We start from the raw sequence: 18,475 nt of genomic DNA, 5'->3' as shown, positions 1-18,475 counted from the left end.
GCGCTCAACGGTCTACTACCCAGGGGCTCGGGGAACTGCGAGGAGGTCTGGCGTTCGGGTCACTGCGAAAGTGCCTGACCAGCTACGCGACGATCACCTTGCAAGGGCCGGCGTCGCAGTTCCCCGAGCCCCTGACTCTCCCGAACCACCTGCCAAAGGCCGGCGTCGCCCACGCGGCGGAGCCGCACCACAGCAGAGCCCCTGGACCGTAGCCGGTGAGCACCTGCCAAGCGGTCGGCGTCGCCCGTGCGGTCAGATCCAGCCGTGTTCGCGGGCGATGCGGACCGCTGCGTGGCGGTTCTCCGCGCCGAGTTTGGTGGCGGCGGCCGAGAGGTAGTTGCGGACGGTGCCGGCCGAGAGCGAGGCGCGTTCGGCGATCTCGGCGATCGAGGTGCCGTGGGCGGCGAGCTCCAGGACGTCGGTCTCCCGGGGGGTGAGCGGGCTCTCGCCGGCCGCGATGGCGTCGGCGGCCAGCTCCGGGTCGACGTACCGGCCGCCGGACCGGACGGTGCGGATCAGGCCGGCCAGGTCGGCGGCGGAGACGGTCTTCGGCAGGAAGCCCCGGACCCCGACCTCCAGGGCGCGCTTGAGGTAGCCGGGCCGCCCGTGGCCGGTGACGATCATGGTGCGGCAGTCCGGCAGGACCCGCCGCAGCTCGGTGGCCACCTCGATGCCGTCCATCCCGGGCATCTGCAGGTCGAGCACCGCGACGTCGGGGCGGTGCGCCTTGGCCATCGCCAGCGCCTCGGGGCCGGTGGCGGCCTCGGCCACCACGGTGAGGTCGTCCTCGAGGGCGAGCAGCGCGGCCAGCGCGCCCCGGATCAGGTGTTCGTCGTCGGCGAGCAGGATGCGAATGGTCATCCGGCGGAGACCTCCATCGAGAGGGCGGGTGCGGTCAGCGGCAGGTCCACGGTGAGCCGGAACCGGCCGGGCCCGGCCGGTGGCGTGTCGAGTCGGCCACCGTACACGGCGAGCCGTTCGCGCAGGCCGGTCAGGCCGGTGCCGGCGGTCCCCGGCCGACCCTCCGTCACACCGTCGTTCTCGATCTCCAGCAGGGCCTGGCCGCCGCCGACCCGGAGTCGGATCAGGCAGCTGGTGGCCTCGCTGTGCCGGAGCACGTTGGTGGTGGCCTCGCGGACCGCCCAGCCGAGCACCGACTGTGCGGTGACCGGGAGTTGGTCGACGCTGCCGAGTTCGACCTCGCAGGCCACGTCGGCGGCGCGGAGCACCGAACGGGCGCCGGTGAGTTCGGCGTGCAGGTCGGCGGTGCGGTAGGCCCGGACCACGTCCCGCACCTCGCGCTGGGACTCCTGGGCGATCCGCTGCACCTCGGTCATCTGGTCGGCGGCCTCCGGGCGCCCCCGGCGGGCGAGTTGGGCGGCCAGTTCGCTCTTCAGCGCGATGGTGGTGAGGTTGCGGCCGAGCACGTCGTGCAGGTCGCGGGAGAACCGCAGCCGCTCTTCCGCCACGGCCAGCCGGGACTGGGTCTCCCTGGCCCCGTCCAACTCCCAGACCACGCCGGACAGCCAGGCCGAGCAGCGGCAGGTGACGCCGAACAGCAGACAGGACAGCGCGATGCCGGTGATCGCCCCGAGGGCGGTCCCGATCGACAGGCCCGCCAGCAGCAGGGCGGGCAGCACCAGCAGCAGGACGATGCCGCCGAACGCGGCGGACAGCCGGTGCGGCAGGACCACGGTGACTGGGCCGAACCAGAACATCAGCAGCAGCGGGGTCATCGACACCCCGGTCAGGTCGTTCCCGCCGGTGAGCACCACCGCCCAGACGCCGGCCAGGGCCACCGTGGTGGACATCGCGAGCAGCAGCACGGGGCGGGGGCGGCGGCCGAGGTAGTGGGCCAGCCCGGCCCGGACCACCAGCAGGGAGAGCACCGTGCCGGTCAGCGCGCCGAGGGCCAGCACTTGCAGGGTGAGTACGGACAGCTTCTCGGCCTGGCCGACGGCGGTGCCCAGGACCGCCAGCGGTTCGACGCCCACCGCGATGTAGAGCGACCAGCGGACGTAGAGCTCGGTCCGCTGCGGCTTGCCCTGGGCGTGCCAGCGGCGCAGCGGGTGGGCCAGTTCCACGGGTTCTCCTCCGGAGGGTGTCGGTGCTGTGGTCTTCCTATCAGTCAGCGCCGGGGCTCCCAACGGAACCAGCGGTTGGTGGCCCAGCCCGCGGCCGCGGTCCAGGCCAGGGCGAGGGCCAGCAGCGGGAGGGCGTCGGACCAGCTGCCGACGAAGTCGGTGGCGGGCGCGGTGCCGTCGGTGCCGAACCAGCCGAGCCGGATCAGCTGTTGGGCCGGGGTGGTGGGCAGCGCCCGGAAGACGGCGGCGAGCTGGTCGGGCATGGTGTCCAGCGGGATCAGCAGGCCGGAGCCGAACTGGCTGAGCAGCAGCACCGGCAGGGTGGTGAGGCCGGCACTCTCGACCGTCCTGGTGACCACACTGGACAGGGCGGCGAGTGCCACCAGCAGCACGATGCTCAGGACCAGCCCGGCCAGCACCAGCAGCGGGTTGACCGGCATCGACAGGTCCAGGACCGCGGCCCCGGCGCCGCAGAGCACCACGCTCAGCAGCAGGGCCAGCACGACCGAGGGGACGGCGGTGCCGGCCAGGATCTCCAGGTCCCGGGCCTCGCCGGTGCGCAGCCGCTTCAGCACCAGCTCACCGCGCCGGGCGACGTACGCGGCGGTGAGGTTGTAGTAGACGACGAACATCGGGATCAGTCCGAGCAGCCCGGTGACCAGCAGGGCGCCGGTCGGGACGCCGGGGTAGTGGTCGGCCTGCTGCTTCATCGGTTCGGCCAGTGCGACCACCATCAGCACCGGTAGTGCGAGGGCGGTGAACAGGGCGGTCCGGTTGCGCAGCAGCAGGGTGGTCTCGGCCCGGCCGAGGGAGCGCAGACGGCTGGTGGCGGTGGTCATCGGACGGCTCCGGTCGGCTCGGTCGCGGGGAGGGCGGCGGGGGTGGGCGGGGTGGCGGCGACCGCGAGGAAGGCCTCCTCCAGCGAGGCGCTGCGGGCGTCCAGCGCACCGAGCGGGACCTGGTGCCGGGCGGCCCAGTCCAGCAGCTCGGTGAGGGTGGACTGCAGGGTCGGGGTCCGGACGGTGATCCGGCGGCCCTCGGCGGTGACCTCGGCGCCGGGCAGCGCGGGCAGTGCGGCGGCCTCGAACGGGCCGCTGCGCTCCGGGAGTTCGAAGGAGATCCGGGAGGGCCGGCCGGCGATCACCTCGGCCACGGTGCCCTCGGTGACGATCCGGCCGCCGTGCATGATGGCCAGCCGGTCGGCCAGCTCCTCGGCCTCCTCCAGGTAGTGCGTGGTGAGCAGCACGGTGGTGCCCTGGGTACGGAGTTCGCGGACCAGCCGCCAGGTGGCGGCCCTGGCCTCCGGGTCGAGGCCGGTGCTGGGCTCGTCCAGGAACAGCACCTCGGGGCGGCCGAGCAGGGCCAGCGCCAGGTCGAGCCGCCGGCGTTCGCCGCCGGAGAGCTGCTTGACCCGGACGGTGCGCCGGTGCAGCAGGCCGACCAGGTCGAGCGCCTCGTCCACGGGCCGGGCGCCGGTGGTCATCCCGGCCCAGGCCCGGCCGGTCTCGGCGACGGTCAGTTCGGACGGGAAGCCGCCCTCCTGGAGCATGATCCCGATCCGCGGCCGGACGGCGGCGCGCTCCCGGTACGGGTCGTGGCCGAGCACCCGGATCCGGCCCTCGGTCGGCGCGGCCAGGCCCTCGATCAGTTCCATGGTGGAGGTCTTGCCGGCGCCGTTGGTGCCGAGCAGGGCGAAGAGTTCGCCCCGGCGCACGGTGAGGTCGAGGCCCCGGACGGCGTCGAAGCCGCCCGGTCCGGCCGGGCCGTAGTGCCGGCGCAGGCCGGTGACCTCGATGACGGGTGGCTCGGTGCGGCTGGTGTCCATGCACCGAGCCTCCCGTCCGGGCGGCCCGGTGGGCAGTGCGCGCCGTCACCGGTGGGGGACGCGTTCACACGGGTCGGCGGTGACAAATGTCAGGGGACGGGCGGCGGAAACGACGAAGGACCCCCTCGACGAGGGGGTCCTTCCACTGAGCGGACGACGAGATTCGAACTCGCGACCCTCACCTTGGCAAGGTGATGCTCTACCAACTGAGCCACGTCCGCACGATCTTCGGTTGTTTTCACTGCGAGCGGACGACGAGATTCGAACTCGCGACCCTCACCTTGGCAAGGTGATGCTCTACCAACTGAGCCACGTCCGCACGGTGCTTCTTGAAGCACCGGCCGCCGTCCGGTCTCCCGGGCTGGCGACAGAAAGAACTCTACCCCATCGGGACGAGTGGTCGCCCCACCCTTTCCGCCGGGGCGGTCGGGGCGGGGCGACCAGCCGGTCGGACCAGGTCAGTTGGCCTCGGCGAAGGACTCGTAGACGTGCTTGGGAATGCGGCCCCGGGCGGGCAGCTCCATGCCGCGGGACTGGGCCCAGGCGCGCACGGCGGCCGGGTCCGGGGTGAGTGCGGTGCGGCGGAAGGACTTTCCGGCGCGGCTCTGCCGGCGGCCGGCCGCGACGAACGGGGCGAGAGCCTCCCGCAGCTTCTCCGCGTTGTCCAGGGACAGGTCGATCTCGTACGACTTTCCGTCCACACCGAAGTGGACGGTCTCGGCGGCGGCGCCGCCGTCCAGGTCGTCGGAGAGCGTGACAACTACACGCTGAGCCATGGGTGTCGATCCTCTCGGGCAATTCGGCCGCCGGATGCGGGATGCGCCCGTGCGACCCGATGTGCACCAGTCACGCGAGCGCTTACGGGCAGGCAGGAAGCCGCGCTGGATACGCAGCACTCGCCGTCACCGGTGGCCCTATTCTGCACCCAAAGGGGGCCGAAATCGAAGAGTCCTGCTTTCTTTTCCGGATATTCACGTGTGTTCGTCGGCGCGGGATAGCGAGTGATGTGGATGGTCGTTCTGTCCCGTAGTGCCGGTATTCGGACGTTCCAGAAGCAGCTGCGGAATCCGGCGTAAAGGGGAGTGGCCGGAGGGCATGGGGACGGCGGAACCCTTGGGGCGTAAGGGGCATAGGTCTACGCGCGTCGCCTGCTCCGGACCCGGCCCGGCCAGCAAAGTCGCCCGAATGCCCCGGTAGTCTGGAGGTCCCCCGCCTCACGCACCACACCACCGGGAGTGCCAGTGGCTCGCGTCGTAGTCGACGTCATGCTCAAGCCCGAGATCCTCGACCCCCAGGGCCAGGCGGTGCAGCGTGCACTGCCGCGTCTTGGATTCGCCGGGATCGCCGATGTCCGTCAGGGCAAGCGATTCGAACTGGAGCTGGAGGGTCCGGTCGACGACGCCGCGCTCGCCCGGATCCGGGAAGCCGCCGAGACCTTCCTCGCCAACACCGTGATCGAGGACTTCACCGTCCGGATCGAGGAGGAGGGGAAGTGACCACTCGCGTCGGCGTCGTCACTTTCCCCGGTTCCCTCGACGACCGCGACGCCCAGCGCGCGGTCCGGCTGGCCGGCGCCGATCCGGTCGCCCTCTGGCACCGTGACAAGGATCTCCACCAGGTCGACGCGGTCGTCCTCCCCGGTGGATTCAGTTACGGGGACTATCTGCGCTGCGGCGCGATCTCCCGCTTCTCCCCGGTGATGGCCACCATCATCGAGCAGGCGAAGCTGGGAATGCCGGTCCTCGGTATCTGCAACGGCTTCCAGGTGCTCTGCGAATCGCACCTGCTGCCCGGCGCGCTCACCCGCAACGACTCGCTGCACTTCGTCTGCCGCGACCAGAAGCTGCGGATCGAGAACGCCGGCACCGCCTGGACCCGGGATTACACGGCCGGCCAGGAAATCGTCGTCCCGCTGAAGAACGGCGAGGGCCGCTTCGTCGCGGACCAGCCGGTGCTCGACCAGCTGGAGGCGGAGGGCCGGATCGTGGCCCGCTACCTGGACGTCAACCCGAACGGTTCGTACCGCGACATCGCCGGCATCACCAACGCCGCCGGCAATGTCGTCGGTCTGATGCCGCACCCGGAGCACGCGGTCGAGCCGCTCACCGGCCCGACCACCGAGGGCCTGGGCTTCTTCACTTCCGTCCTCAAGCAGTTGGTGAACGCCTGATGACCCTCGACACCGTCAAGAACGCCGAGCAGACGCCCGAGGCCGACCAGCCCTGGTCCGAACTCGGTCTGAAGGCCGACGAGTACGCCAAGATCCGGGAGATCCTCGGCCGGCGCCCCACCGGCGCCGAGCTGGCGATGTACTCGGTGATGTGGTCGGAGCACTGCTCGTACAAGAGCTCCAAGGTGCACCTCAAGCAGTTCGGCGAGAAGAAGCCGGACAGCGACGCGATGCTGGTCGGCATCGGCGAGAACGCCGGTGTGGTGGACGTCGGCCAGGGTTACGCGGTGACCTTCAAGGTCGAGTCGCACAACCACCCGTCGTACATCGAGCCCTACCAGGGCGCGGCCACCGGCATCGGCGGCATCGTCCGCGACATCCTGGCGATGGGTGCCCGCCCGGTCGCCGTGATGGACCCGCTGCGCTTCGGTGCGGCCGACCACCCGGACACCCGTCGGGTGCTGCCCGGGATCGTGGCCGGCATCGGCGGCTACGGCAACTGCCTGGGCCTGCCGAACATCGGTGGCGAGGTCGTCTTCGACTCCTGCTACCAGGGCAACCCGCTGGTCAACGCGCTCTGCGTGGGCGTCATGAAGCACGAGGACATCCACCTCGCGCAGGCGTCCGGCGCCGGCAACAAGGTCATCCTGTACGGAGCCCGGACCGGCGGCGACGGCATCGGCGGCGTCTCGGTGCTGGCCTCCGAGACCTTCGACGCGACCGGCCCGGCCAAGCGCCCGGCCGTCCAGGTGGGTGACCCGTTCCAGGAGAAGCTCCTGATCGAGTCCACCCTGGAGATCTTCGCCGAGAAGCTGGTGCTCGGCATCCAGGACCTCGGCGGTGCCGGACTCTCCTGCGCCACCTCGGAGTTGGCCTCGGCCGGCTCCGGCGGCATGCGGATCGAGCTGGACACCGTGCCGCTGCGCGACAACACGCTCTCTCCTGAGGAGATCCTCATGAGCGAGTCGCAGGAGCGGATGTGCGCGATCGTCGAGCCGGGCAAGGTCGCCCGCTTCCTGGAGATCTGCGAGAAGTGGGACGTCATCGCCACCGTCATCGGTGAGGTGACCGAGGGCGAGCGGCTGGAGATCTTCTGGCACGGCGAGCTGGTGGTCGACGTCCCGCCGCGTTCGGTCGCGCACGACGGCCCGACCTACCACCGCCCGTACGCCCGGCCGAGTTGGCAGGACGCCCTGCAGGCGGACGCGCCGACCGCCGAGCGGCTGCTCCGCCCGTCCACGGGCGAGGAGCTGAAGGCCGCGCTGCTGGCCGTGGCGGGGTCGCCGAACCAGGCCTCCAAGTCCTGGATCACCGACCAGTACGACCGCTACGTGATCGGCAACACCGTGCTGGCCACGCCCGAGGACTCGGGCATGATCCGGATCGACGAGGAGACCAACCTCGGCGTCTCGGTGGCCACCGACGGCAACGGCCGTTTCACCAAGCTGGACCCGTACACCGGCGCCCAGCTGGCGCTGGCCGAGGCGTACCGCAACGTCGCGGCCGGTGGCGCCAAGCCGCTCGCCGTCTCCGACTGCCTCAACTTCGGTTCCCCCGAGGACCCGGACGTGATGTGGCAGTTCGCCGAGGCGACCCGCGGTCTGGCCGACGCCTGCCTGGTCCTCGGTACCCCGGTGACCGGTGGCAACGTCTCGCTGTACAACCAGACCGGTGAGACCGCCATCCACCCGACCCCCGTGGTCGCGGTGCTCGGCGTGATCGACGACGTCACCCGGCGGACCCCGATCGGCTTCGCCGAGGAGGGCCAGCTGGTCTACCTGCTCGGCGACACCGCCGACGAACTGGGCGGCTCGGCCTGGTCGCAGGTCGCGCACAACCACCTCGGCGGCCTGCCGCCCAAGGTGGACCTGGAGCGCGAGCGGCTGCTCGGCGACATCCTGATCGCCGCCTCCCGCGACGGCATGATCGACGCCGCGCACGACCTCTCCGACGGCGGCCTGGCCCAGGCCCTGGTGGAGAGCTGCCTCAAGGGCGGGAACGGCGCGCGCCTGATCGTGCCGACCGGTCTGGACCCGTTCGTGTTCCTGTTCTCCGAGTCCGCGGGTCGTGCCATCGTGTCGATCCCGCGCAGCGAGGAGCTCCGGTTCAACGACATGTGCGGCGCCCGGGGCCTGCCGGCCACCCGGATCGGCGTGGTCGACGGTGACTCCCTGGAGATCCAGGGCCAGTTCACCGTCTCGCTGGCCGAGCTGACGGACGCGCACACCGGTGTGATCGAGGCACTGCTCGCCTGACGGCGTCTCGGCAGCTGAGGGGCGGCCCGGTCGGGCCGCCCCTTCGCTGTACCCTCGCGGAATGGCGAACTCCGCGAACCGTCCCCGTAGTTACGATCCCGCCAAGGTGCGGTCCGCCCTGGCCGGGCAGACCGAGGCGCTGCGCGGTGCGGTGCACGAGCTGTGCGCCCACCCGGACGCCGCTTCGCTGTTCGACCGGCCGACCAGGCTCGGCGACTGGCGGGTCCGGCAGCTGATCGCCCACCTCGGCTTCTGCCTGGACTGGCTGCCCCGGCACCTCGACGAGCCGGTGCCGGACGGTGCACCGCTCTCGCTGGTGCAGTGGGTCGGGGCGACCAGGACCGCCGCGGCGGCGATCGACGCCGCGGTGCGGGAGCACGCGGAGGGTGCCTTCGCCGGCTCGCCGGCGGAGGTGGCCGAGGAGTTCGACCTCGCCTGCGACCAGCTGCTGGCGGCCCTGGAGCGGCCCGAAGTGGCCGACCCCGCACGGCGGTTCGTGATCCGGTTCGGGCCGATCCTGCTGACCGACTTCCTGGTCACCCGGCTGGTCGAGACGGTGGTGCACGCGGACGACCTGGCGGCCGCCCTGGAGCTGGCCGCGTTCCCGCACGACCGCCAGGCGCTGGCCGCCGTCACCCGGCTGCTGGCCGACGCCTTCGCGGATCAAGTCCCTGGTGGTGCGGTCGAGTTGCGGATCCCGCCGTACGCCGTCGTGCAGGCCGTCCCGGGCCCCCGGCACACCCGGGGCACTCCGCCCAACGTGGTCGAGACCGACCCGCTCACCTGGCTCCGCCTGGCCACCGGGCGCACCACCTGGTCGGCGGTCGCCGATACGGCGCTGCACGCCAGCGGCGAGCGGAGCAACCTCGCGGAGTACCTGCCGGTCATGGGCTGAGGGCTGCACTTTCGGCAGGCGCTCAGCGGCCGACTACCCGGGGGCTGCGCCTTTTGGCAGGGCGTTCAGTTGCACTGTCCAGGGGCTCGGGGAACTGCGAGGAGATCTGGCGTGCGGGTCACTGCGAAAGTGCCTGACCACTTACGCGAGGATCACCTTGCAAGGGCCGGCGTCGCAGTTCCCCGAGCCCCTGGCGCCGTAGGCGGTCGAGCGCCTGCCAGAAGAGCCGGCTACTTACGGGCGGGCGGGGCCGGTGAGGTACTTGCCGGCGTCGTTGTAGGGCCAGGCGTTGGAGACGCAGCCCTCCAGGCCGTAGATCTGCTGCATCATCGCCGGGGCCGGCTGGCCCGGGCCGGGGCAGCCGAGGTGGTTGCGGCCGATCCGGTGGCCGACCTCGTGGTTGATGATCAGGGCCCGGTACTCCTCGATCGGGCCGCTGAACTTCGGTGAACCGGTGTTCCAGCGCTTGATGTTGACCATCACCTGGCGGTTCACGTTGCAGTTCACCTCGCCGCCGGTGTCCAGCCCGGCGGTGGCGCAGATCTTGTCGACCTCCTCCGGCGAGGCGATCTTCACCGTGAAGTCGTAGGTCCCGGTGGCCACCAGTTGGAAGGAGTCCTTCCCGTCGGTGGTCCAACTCCGCTTGTCCGCGAGTATGTTCTGCACCTGCTGGGCGGCGGTCGCGGCGTCGATGCCGATCCCGTCCTCGACCTCGACCTTGTACTTGCGCAGCGTCCCGCCCTTGCCGACCACCGGGCCGTTCGCCTGGACGGTGGTGAAGGTGCCGAGGCCCTTCCCGTCGACCGCCGGGGTCGGGGCGGGCGCGGGCGGCGGCACCTCGGCGGGCGGCGGGGTGGTGGCGGGGGACTCGGCGGCCGGGACGGCCCTGGCCTGGGAGGTGGGCCCGCCGGCCGGTGTCCCGCCGGAGTCACCGGTCAGCTTGTAGGCGGCGGCGCCGCCGAGCACGGTCAGTGCCGCGACCAGCCCCACGGCCAGCACCCGCCGTCGCCGCACCCGCTGCTTCCGCCGCCGTACGTTGGCGGCGCGCCGACGGCTGGGGGCGGGGGAGCTGCTGGGATTGGGTCGCACTACTGAAGCTCTCTGGTCGGCCGGCAGAACTGACGCACTGTCGATCAGGACGATACCTGTCGCTCGGCCAGTTCCTCCGGCCGGTCACAGGATCTTCGAATCGTCGGCCGTGGTTGACCCGGTCGGTCCGACTGGCAGACTGCAGGTATGAGTATTCACCAGAACCTGCTCGGCGGCCCCGAGCCGACCCGACTGCCGGAGGACGAGCAGCCCTACCGGATGCTGGGCGAGGAGTCGGCCTCGCCGACCCAGGTCGCCGCGGCGTTCCCGACCTTCTCGCTGGCCTGGGCGATGCTGGCCGACGACGCCTACGACGCCGGTCGGGTGGTCGAGTCCTACGCCTACGCCAGGACCGGGTACCACCGGGGTCTGGACTCGCTGCGCCGGGCCGGCTGGAAGGGCCACGGGCCGGTGCCGTGGGACCACCGGGGCAACCGGGGCTTCCTGCGCTGCCTGGCCGGGCTGGCCCGGGCCGCCGAGGCGATCCAGGAGACCGAGGAGGCCGAGCGCTGCTGGACCTTCCTCAAGGACAGCAGCGCCGAGGCGTACACCGAGCTCAGGCCGTAGCACCCGGAACGTGACGGAGCCCCCTCGACCGGGAAGGGTCGAGGGGGCTCCGGCGTACCGAACCGGCGACTACTTGATCCGGGTGCCCGCGGAACGCAGCGCCTGGGTCGCCTCGACCACGCGGGCGGCCATGCCGGCCTCGGCCAGCTTGCCCCAGGTGCGCGGGTCGTAGGTGCTCTTGGTGCCGACCTCGCCGTCGACCTTCAGCACGCCGTTGTAGTTGCGGAACACGTGGTCCACGATCGGGCGGGTGAAGGCGTACTGGGTGTCGGTGTCGAGGTTCATCTTCACGACGCCGTTCTCCAGCGCGGTGGCGATCTCCTCGGGGGTGGAGCCCGAGCCGCCGTGGAAGACGAAGTCGAACGGGTCCTTCTTGCCGTACTGCTTGCCGATCTCGTCCTGGAGCTCGCGGAGCAGCTCCGGCTTCAGCACGACGTTGCCCGGCTTGTACACGCCGTGCACGTTGCCGAACGAGGCGGCCAGCAGGTAGCGGCCCTGCCCGCCCAGGCCGAGCGCCTCGGCGGTGCGGACGGCGTCGTTCACCGTGGTGTAGAGCTCGTCGTTGATCTCGTGCGAGACACCGTCCTCCTCGCCACCGGTCGGGGTGATCTCGACCTCGAGGATGATCTTCGCGGCCCGGGCCTGGGCCAGCAGCTCCCGGCCGATCGCCAGGTTGTCGGCCAGGGTCTCGGCCGAGCCGTCCCACATGTGCGACTGGAAGAGCGGGTTCTGACCGTTCTTCACGCGCTCGGCGGAGACGGCCAGCAGCGGGCGGACGTAGCCGTCCAGCTTGTCCTTGGGGCAGTGGTCGGTGTGCAGCGCGACGGTGATGTCGTACTTGGCGGCCACGATGTGGGCGAACTCGGCGAGCGCGACGGCGCCGGTCACCATGTCCTTGTTGTGCTGGCCACCCAGGAACTCCGCACCACCGGTGGAGATCTGGACGATGCCGTCGCTCTCGGCCTCGGCGAAGCCGCGCAGCGCGGCGTGCAGGGTCTGGGTCGAGGTGACGTTGATGGCCGGGTAGGCGAACTTGCCCGCCTTGGCCCGGTCCAGCATCTCGTTGTAGACCTCGGGAGTTGCGATGGGCATGCGAATCCGCTCCTGTCGGTGCTCGGCGTACGGACGACCTGTCCGACGCTCGGTACGCCTTCGGTACGACGCGCGGTACCGGGAATGCCGACGCGGCTCTGCGGTGCGGCTGGTGGTACCTCGGTTCGACGGAGTCCGCCGCGGTGTGCACTGAGGGTGGGTGCGACCGCGGGCCGGACACCTGTGTCATCTTCCCAGACTCCCGCCCCGGGATCACCCCGCGGCCCGCTGGTTGGGACGGACGGCGCCGGGAGAGGGGCCGAAGGGCCTCGGCGGGGGAGGGACGTTGAGCCCCCGGCAAGGTGGGGGCGCTATCCTGCGCCCGTGGACTACAACCAGCTCGCCGTCAATCTGCTTGACGCCAAAGCCCTTGTCGCATCGGTGGGTGCGATCGGCATTCTGGCGATCATCTTCGCCGAGACCGGCCTGCTGGTCGGGTTCTTCTTCCCGGGCGACTCACTGCTGATCCTGGCGGGGGTGGCGGCCTCCTCGGCCGCCTCGTCGGTGCTGGGCGAGGGCGCCCAGATGTCGATCGCGCTGCTGCTGATCGGCGCGCCCGTGTGCGCCGTGGCGGGAGCCCAGCTCGGGCACTTCTTCGGGGCCAAGGTCGGCCCGCGGATGTTCGACAAGCCGAACTCGAAGATCTTCCGCCGCGAGTACGTGGTCAAGGCGGAGGAGTACTTCGAGAAGTTCGGCCCGGCCAAGGCCGTGGTGCTGGCCCGCTTCATCCCGATCGTCCGGACCTTCCTGAACCCGGTCGCGGGCACCCTGGAGATGCCGGCCAGGACCTTCTTCGTCTGGAACGTGGTCGGCGGGGTGCTGTGGACCGAGTCGATGCTGCTGATCGGCTACTTCACCGGTGACCAGCTCGCGCCGGTGATCGACAAGTACCTGATCCCGGCGATGGCGCTGATCATCCTGGTCTCGGTCTCGCCGATCATCTTCGAGGTGCTGCGCGAGCGGAAGAAGAAGAAGGCCGAGGCCGCCGAGGGCGGCGAGCCGGTCGCCAGCGGCCGGCACCGCAAGGGCTGAGCCCGGACGGGTACGACGAAGGGGGCCCCGACCGGGGCCCCCTTCGTCGTGCGTCACGGGGTGACGGTGCCCGGTGTTTCACGTGAAACACCGGGCACCGTCGGGCTGTCGGACCGTCAGCGGCCGCCCGGGACCTCAGAGGCCGAGGTCGTCCAGGGTGTAGGCGGTGACGTACGGCAGGCCGGCCTTCTCGATCGCCGGGGCCGCGCCGCGCTCCACGATCACCGCGACGCCGACCACCTCGGCGCCCGCCTCGCGGAGCGCCTCGACCGCGGTGAGCACCGAGCCGCCGGTGGTGGAGGTGTCCTCGACCGCCAGCACCCGGCGGCCCTTCACGTCCGGGCCCTCGATCCGGCGCTGCAGGCCGTGCGCCTTGCCCGCCTTGCGGACCACGAAGGCGTCCAGCTTCCGGCCGCGCGCGGCGGCGGCGTGCAGCATGGCGGCCGCCACCGGGTCGGCGCCCAGGGTCAGCCCGCCGACCGCGTCGAACTCCAGGTCGGCGGCGGCGTCCAGCATGACCCGGCCGACCAGCGGCGCCGCCTCGGCGTCCAGCGTGATGCGGCGCAGGTCGACGTAGTAGTCGGCCTCCAGCCCGGAGGAGAGGGTGACCTTGCCGTGCACGACGGCCTTGTCCTTGATCTGCGCCAGCAGGGCGTCGCGGTCGTTGCTCATGGGCGTTGAGTCTACGGGGGAGGGGTTCAGCGCTTTCGCAGGGCGCGGACCAGCACCACCGCGCCGCCGATCAGGGCCACCCCGCCGCCGATCATCCAGGGCAGCGCGGTGCGGTCCTGCTGGTGCAGCGGCTCCGGACCGCTCCAGCGGGTCGCGGCCCTGGCCCGGGCGCTGCGGGCGGGCAGCGCGGGGGCGTACCGGCCGCGTGGCGGCGCGTGGTCCACCTCCTCGGCCGACCGGCCGACGATGCTGCGCCGGACCGGCCCGGCGCCGCTGTCGCCGGTCAGGTACTCCAGGCCCGCGTCCTTGATCGGCAGCGGCTCGACCGGCACCGGCTCGACCGGATCGGTCGGTTCGTCGGCGAACGCGATCAGGTCGGCCAGGTCGTCGTCCAGCTCGGTGGCGAAGCCCGCCGCGTGGTCCTCCAGGTAGAGCACGGTGGCGGCCTCCGGCTCGGCGCCGCTCACCTCGGCCGCCAGGTCGTTGGCGAACCGGTCCAGCAGCCGGCGGCCCGCCGTGCCCAGGGCTACCGCGTCGAACTCGGTCAGCCGCCCGGTGGCGGTCAGGTCGGCGGTGAACCGCAGCGCGCTGCTGCCGTCGTCCGCGCCGGGCTGCACCGAGATCCGCACGGTCGCGGTCACCTCGCCGCTGCCCCGGGACTCCTGGCCCTCGGCCAGGGCGGTCAGCACGCCCTCGCGGCCGTCGATCAGCGAGAGCACGCCCTTGTACGTGATGGTCGAGCCACCGATCCGCAGCCGCAGCCGCCCGGCCAGCTCGTCACCGGCGGCCTCGGCCTCGGTGCTCAGGCCCGGGACGCAGCGCACCAGCAGATCCCGGTCCCGCAGTGCCTGCAGGACGACGGTGGCCGGCAACTGGACGACAACCTCATGCTCCATGCCTGCGAGCCTACCGACCCGGCCCCCGGACCGAGAGCATCCGGTCAGGTCGATCTGGGCCGGCGCCCGCTCAGTCCAGCAGCCCGCGCGGCTCCGGGACCCGCTCGGGCCGTTGGGCGGCGAGCCGGTCGGCGGCGCCGAGCAGCGTCTCGGTGGTGAGCGAGCGGGTCGGGGCGGTCAGCACCAGCTGCGGGGGCGTGCGGGCCGCCAGCACGAAGGTCTCCGGACCGCCGGGCCCGGCGGGACAGCTCCGCGGGCCGTCGGCGGCGGCGTACGGGACGGTGTGCAGGCCGACCGCGCGGACGGTGGCCTCGGTGGACCAGACGGTGTCGGTGCGCACCACCAGCCGCCCGCCGGGGGCCAGCGCCCGGGCGGCCAGCCCGTAGAACTCCCGGGAGTCGTAGGGGAGTCCGCGCAGGGTGGAGAGCACCACGTCGTACGAGCCCGCGCTGCGCAGCCAGTGCAGCGGCTCGGCGGTCACCAGCCGGACCCTGGCGTCCTCCAGCGAGTGCCGGCTGAGCGCCGAGAGGGCTGCGTCCCGGCGGACCAACTCCGGGACGGCGGGGTCGAGTTCGACCACGGTGACGTCCCGGACGGCGGCCCGCCCGAGCACCTCGCGGAGCGCCATGCCGTCCCCGCCGCCGAGCAGCAGCACCCGGCCGACCGGGCCGCTGCCGAGGGCCGGGTGCACCAGCGCCTCGTGCTCCCGGTACTCGTCGGGGCCGCAGAGCGCCAGCCGCCCGTTCAGGAACAGCTCCAGCGGGGCGGACCGCTGCGGGGGCACCCGGGGCGCGGATTCGGCACCGGTGGTCGATTCGGCGGTGTCGGGTGCCCCGGTGGCGGAGCCGGCCAGCACGATCTCCTGGTGCCTGCTCTGGATCGCCAGCCGGACCTGGGCGCCGTACAGCGCGTTCCGGGCGGCCCGTTCGATCACGCCGGTGAAGGCCGCGGCCACCGCGAGCACCACCAGGACCAGGCCGCAGCCGGCCCAGAGCAGCAGCCTGGTCCGCGGCGAGGGCTCGTCCCGGAACAGCCAGAGCACCACGGCGGCCCCCGCCACCGCGTTCACCGCGCCGGTCACCAGCGCCCCGGTGGTCTGGCCGAGCAGCGGCAGCAGCAGGAACGGGAAGGCCAGCCCGCCGATCAGCGCGCCGACGTAGTCGGCGGCGAACAGGTCGGCGGCGGCCCGGCCCGCGTCCTCCCGGCGGATCCGCTGGATCAGCGTCATCAGCAGCGGGATCTCGGCGCCGATCAGCACGCCGATCAGGAAGGTGGTGCCGACCACCCCGGCGGTCGTCACGCCGTACCGGTCCAGCCAGGCCCAGGCCGAGTAGAGCAGCAGCACGGAGAGCCCGCCGGTCAGCGCGAGCGCGCACTCGACCAGGGCGAAGGAGGTGGCGGGGCGGCGGGTGAGCCGCTTGGCCGCCAGCGAGCCGACGCCCATCGCGAACACCATCACCGACAGCACGACCGAGGTCTGGGTCATCGGGTCGCCGATCAGGTGCCCGCCCAGGGCCACCAGCTCCAGCTCGTACACCAGACCGCAGGCCGCACAGACGAAGGCCGCCAGCAGGACCAGCAGCCGGGCCGCCCTGGCCCGGCCCCGGCCCGGCCACCGGCGTCCGGGGCCGCCCGCCGGGCCGCCGGCCCGGACCGCGCGGGCGCCGATCCCGGCCAGTCCGGCCGGGTCCTCGGTGCTCGGCTGGACGGGTCGGCCCGCCGGATGGTTGATCACGAACAAACGCTAGGCGAGGTGGGTGGCCGACCGCTGCACCCATTCGACGGACAGGGCCGTGCACCGAATTGACGTTTCATCAACACGGGCTACCGCCACTCGGGTCCGGCTCGGACGGAGTTCCGAAAACCGTCAGTGAGGACCGGGTGCAGACCAGCCGGCCCTCCTGGGGGTAGGCGTGCCAGGTCCGCCAGTTCACCCGGCGCTCGTCCCCGCTGGCGACCAGGGCGGTGAACGCGCTCGGGTCGCCCGGGAACACCCCGGCCAGTGCGCTCGGATGGCCCTCGACCAGCGCCAGCAGCTCCTGGGCGCGGGCGGCGAAGACGTGCGGCGGCAGCTCCTCGATCCGGGCCGCGAACTCGTACTCCCAGCCGCCGACCTGCTCGGCCACCCGGGCGGGCAGCGGGGTGCGGCGGCCCGGCAGACAGGCCACCGTCTCCAGGCACTCGCCGGGGCCCGCCGCCAGGATCACCTGGTGGGAGGCGCCGAGCAGTCTCAGCTGGAGCGTACCGCCGGAGAGCCGGTCGGTGCCGAGGCGGTCGAGTCTCAGGTCGCGCACCGCGAGTGCGGGCAGCGGACTGCCGCCCAGGCACCAGGCCAGGTCACCGGCCCGGGTGTCCGTGTAGGAGGTCTGCAGTGTGGTGAGCATGCTGGGCTCCGCGTTTCAGCTCCGTGCGCGCCCGCCGTCAGCATCCGGCCCGGCACGGTGGCGGGGCTGTTCGAGGCTGTGCGGTCCCTGGCGCGGCCGACCGTGGAAGGAAGGATTCCGGCTGGAGATTCAGCAGCAGAGAAGCACGAATTCTCCGGGTCCGTCAGGGATTTACCCAGCTTTGCCCGGCATTCACCGTTCCGGCAGCACTCTCCGTCTGGGTGTGATCATCCCGGTGCATGACTCTGTCCGGCGCGCGCCCTTTTCGCCGGGGTATGCGCCGTGTGCGACCGTCGTGCGCCGGGGTACGCCCGCCGACCGTCGGGGGTGGCGCGTCCGGTCAGAGCCGCCGGAGCCGGGCCACCGCCTCGGCGAGCACGTCGTCGCGCTTGCAGAAGGCCCAGCGCACCTGGCTGCGGCCGGCCTCGGTGTCGTCGTAGAACACCACGTTCGGAATCGCCACCACTCCGCAGCGTTCCGGCAGCTTGCGGCAGAACTCCAGCCCGTCGGTCTCGCCGAGCGGGGTGATGTCGGTGGTGATGAAGTAGGTGCCCTGCGGCCGGAACACCTCGAAGCCGGCCGCCACCAGACCCTCGGCCAGCAGGTCCCGCTTGCGCAGGTGGTCGGCCCGCAGGGTGTCGAAGTAGGCGTCGGGCAGCCGCAGCGCGTCGGCGACCGCGTACTGGAACGGCCCCGCGCTGACGAAGGTCAGGTACTGCTTGGCGGTCCGGACGGCGGCCACCAGCTCCGGCGCGCCGGCCACCCAGCCGACCTTCCAGCCGGTGAAGGAGAAGGTCTTGCCGGCCGAGGAGATGTTCACGGTGCGCTCGCGCATGCCCGGCAGGGCGGCGATCGGGTGGTGCGCACCGGCGAACACCAGGTGCTCGTACACCTCGTCGGTGATCACCAGCAGGTCGTGCGCACAGGCGAGTTCGGCGATGCCGCGGAGCTCGTCCGGGGTGAGCACGGTGCCGGTCGGGTTGTGCGGGGTGTTCACCAGCAGCAGCCGGGTGCGCGGGGTGATCAGGGCGCGCAGCTCGTCCAGGTCGGGCCGGAAACCGGGGGCCCGCAGGGTGAGCGGCACCCGGGTGGCACCGGCCATCGCGATGCAGGCGGCGTAGGAGTCGTAGAACGGCTCCAGCGCGATCACCTCGTCGCCGGGCTCCAGCAGGGCCAGCAGCGCGGCGGCGATCGCCTCGGTCGCCCCGGCGGTGACCAGCACCTCGGTGTCCGGGTCGTACGACAGCCCGTAGAACCGCCGCTGGTGCTCGGCCACCGCGGCCCGCAGCTCCGGGATGCCGGGGCCGGGCGGGTACTGGTTGCCCCGGCCGTCCAGCACCGCCCGGGCGGCCGCCTCGGCGATCTCGCGCGGGCCGTCGGTGTCCGGGAAGCCCTGACCCAGGTTGATCGAACCGGTGGCGACGGCCAGTGCGGACATCTCCGCGAAGATCGTCGAACCCATCCCCGCCAGCCTGCGGTTCAGCAGCGGCCTCGTACCCATCCCGGCTCCTCAG

At 72.2% G+C, this 18,475-nt stretch carries 18 protein-coding genes and 2 tRNA genes; 6 read left to right on the top strand and 14 right to left on the bottom strand.

The window, feature by feature from the left end; genetic code table 11:
- Positions 1 to 252: 252 nt before the first annotated feature.
- From ACIRPK_RS29620 to ACIRPK_RS29590, 7 genes are all read right to left on the bottom strand, one after another.
- Entirely contained in the window at positions 253 to 861 is a 609-nt protein-coding gene (locus ACIRPK_RS29620) for a response regulator (RefSeq protein ID WP_403043949.1), read from the bottom strand.
- Positions 858 to 2,084 (bottom strand): sensor histidine kinase, encoded by a 1,227-nt coding sequence (locus ACIRPK_RS29615; protein WP_403043946.1) that lies wholly within the window; start codon positions 2,082 to 2,084, stop codon positions 858 to 860. The genes ACIRPK_RS29620 and ACIRPK_RS29615 overlap by 4 nt, the downstream gene beginning before the upstream one ends.
- A 44-nt stretch (positions 2,085 to 2,128) precedes the next feature.
- Positions 2,129 to 2,923, bottom strand: a complete 795-nt coding sequence (locus ACIRPK_RS29610; RefSeq protein ID WP_403043943.1) for an ABC transporter permease — start codon at positions 2,921 to 2,923, stop codon at positions 2,129 to 2,131.
- Entirely contained in the window at positions 2,920 to 3,909 is a 990-nt protein-coding gene (locus tag ACIRPK_RS29605; protein ID WP_403043940.1) for an ABC transporter ATP-binding protein, read from the bottom strand. The genes ACIRPK_RS29610 and ACIRPK_RS29605 overlap by 4 nt, the downstream gene beginning before the upstream one ends.
- 148 nt (positions 3,910 to 4,057) lie before the next feature.
- Positions 4,058 to 4,130: transfer RNA gene (locus tag ACIRPK_RS29600), tRNA-Gly, on the bottom strand.
- Between the two features lie 25 nt (positions 4,131 to 4,155).
- Positions 4,156 to 4,228 (bottom strand) — tRNA-Gly (locus ACIRPK_RS29595).
- 139 nt (positions 4,229 to 4,367) lie between these two features.
- Positions 4,368 to 4,685: an Lsr2 family protein gene (locus tag ACIRPK_RS29590; RefSeq protein ID WP_057230366.1), complete on the bottom strand. Its 318-nt coding sequence runs from the start codon at positions 4,683 to 4,685 to the stop codon at positions 4,368 to 4,370.
- Positions 4,686 to 5,150: 465 nt separating this feature from the next.
- Here ACIRPK_RS29590 and purS point away from each other — a divergent pair, with 465 nt between their 5' ends.
- From purS to ACIRPK_RS29570, 4 genes are all read left to right on the top strand, one after another.
- Positions 5,151 to 5,405 carry a phosphoribosylformylglycinamidine synthase subunit PurS gene (purS, locus tag ACIRPK_RS29585; RefSeq protein ID WP_238860359.1) on the top strand — a complete coding sequence of 85 codons (255 nt, stop codon included), beginning with the start codon at positions 5,151 to 5,153 and terminating at the stop codon, positions 5,403 to 5,405.
- Entirely contained in the window at positions 5,402 to 6,079 is a 678-nt protein-coding gene (purQ, locus tag ACIRPK_RS29580) for a phosphoribosylformylglycinamidine synthase subunit PurQ (RefSeq protein ID WP_403043936.1), read from the top strand. Before purS ends, purQ begins: the two co-directional genes overlap by 4 nt.
- Positions 6,079 to 8,334: a phosphoribosylformylglycinamidine synthase subunit PurL gene (gene purL / locus ACIRPK_RS29575; protein ID WP_403043933.1), complete on the top strand. Its 2,256-nt coding sequence runs from the start codon at positions 6,079 to 6,081 to the stop codon at positions 8,332 to 8,334. The genes purQ and purL overlap by 1 nt, the downstream gene beginning before the upstream one ends.
- A gap of 61 nt (positions 8,335 to 8,395) precedes the next feature.
- Positions 8,396 to 9,229, top strand: a complete 834-nt coding sequence (locus ACIRPK_RS29570) for a sterol carrier family protein (protein ID WP_403043931.1) — start codon at positions 8,396 to 8,398, stop codon at positions 9,227 to 9,229.
- Positions 9,230 to 9,463: 234 nt separating this feature from the next.
- On the opposite strand, the gene ACIRPK_RS29565 is transcribed toward ACIRPK_RS29570, so the two are convergent.
- Positions 9,464 to 10,318, bottom strand: coding sequence for a DUF3152 domain-containing protein (locus ACIRPK_RS29565; protein ID WP_403043929.1), 855 nt, complete (start codon positions 10,316 to 10,318; stop codon positions 9,464 to 9,466).
- Positions 10,319 to 10,465: 147 nt separating this feature from the next.
- Here ACIRPK_RS29565 and ACIRPK_RS29560 point away from each other — a divergent pair, with 147 nt between their 5' ends.
- Positions 10,466 to 10,885: a DUF3151 domain-containing protein gene (locus ACIRPK_RS29560; RefSeq protein ID WP_403043927.1), complete on the top strand. Its 420-nt coding sequence runs from the start codon at positions 10,466 to 10,468 to the stop codon at positions 10,883 to 10,885.
- Between the two features lie 69 nt (positions 10,886 to 10,954).
- Here ACIRPK_RS29560 and fbaA read toward each other — a convergent pair whose 3' ends face one another.
- A complete protein-coding gene (gene fbaA / locus ACIRPK_RS29555) occupies positions 10,955 to 11,977 on the bottom strand; it encodes a class II fructose-bisphosphate aldolase (RefSeq protein WP_403043925.1) in 1,023 nt (340 codons plus the stop codon).
- Between the two features lie 324 nt (positions 11,978 to 12,301).
- On the opposite strand from fbaA, the gene ACIRPK_RS29550 reads away from it, so the two are divergent.
- A complete protein-coding gene (locus ACIRPK_RS29550) occupies positions 12,302 to 13,009 on the top strand; it encodes a DedA family protein (protein ID WP_403043922.1) in 708 nt (235 codons plus the stop codon).
- Between the two features lie 135 nt (positions 13,010 to 13,144).
- On the opposite strand, the gene pyrE is transcribed toward ACIRPK_RS29550, so the two are convergent.
- The 5 genes from pyrE to ACIRPK_RS29525 all read right to left on the bottom strand — a co-directional run bounded on the left by pyrE (position 13,145) and on the right by ACIRPK_RS29525 (position 18,462).
- Positions 13,145 to 13,681 (bottom strand): orotate phosphoribosyltransferase, encoded by a 537-nt coding sequence (gene pyrE, locus ACIRPK_RS29545; protein WP_403043920.1) that lies wholly within the window; start codon positions 13,679 to 13,681, stop codon positions 13,145 to 13,147.
- Between the two features lie 26 nt (positions 13,682 to 13,707).
- Positions 13,708 to 14,577 (bottom strand): SRPBCC domain-containing protein, encoded by an 870-nt coding sequence (locus ACIRPK_RS29540; RefSeq protein ID WP_403043918.1) that lies wholly within the window; start codon positions 14,575 to 14,577, stop codon positions 13,708 to 13,710.
- Positions 14,578 to 14,647: 70 nt separating this feature from the next.
- A complete protein-coding gene (locus ACIRPK_RS29535) occupies positions 14,648 to 16,312 on the bottom strand; it encodes a spermidine synthase (RefSeq protein ID WP_403043915.1) in 1,665 nt (554 codons plus the stop codon).
- Between the two features lie 79 nt (positions 16,313 to 16,391).
- A complete protein-coding gene (locus tag ACIRPK_RS29530) occupies positions 16,392 to 16,961 on the bottom strand; it encodes a DUF2617 family protein (RefSeq protein WP_403043913.1) in 570 nt (189 codons plus the stop codon).
- Positions 16,962 to 17,301: 340 nt separating this feature from the next.
- Positions 17,302 to 18,462 (bottom strand): pyridoxal phosphate-dependent aminotransferase, encoded by a 1,161-nt coding sequence (locus ACIRPK_RS29525; RefSeq protein ID WP_403043910.1) that lies wholly within the window; start codon positions 18,460 to 18,462, stop codon positions 17,302 to 17,304.
- Positions 18,463 to 18,475: the final 13 nt, after the last annotated feature.

Origin of the sequence: Kitasatospora sp. NPDC101801 (assembly GCF_044766665.1) — a bacterium.
Taxonomy (GTDB): Bacteria; Actinomycetota; Actinomycetes; order Streptomycetales; family Streptomycetaceae; genus Kitasatospora.
This window is presented reverse-complemented; position numbering and strand designations above follow the sequence as displayed.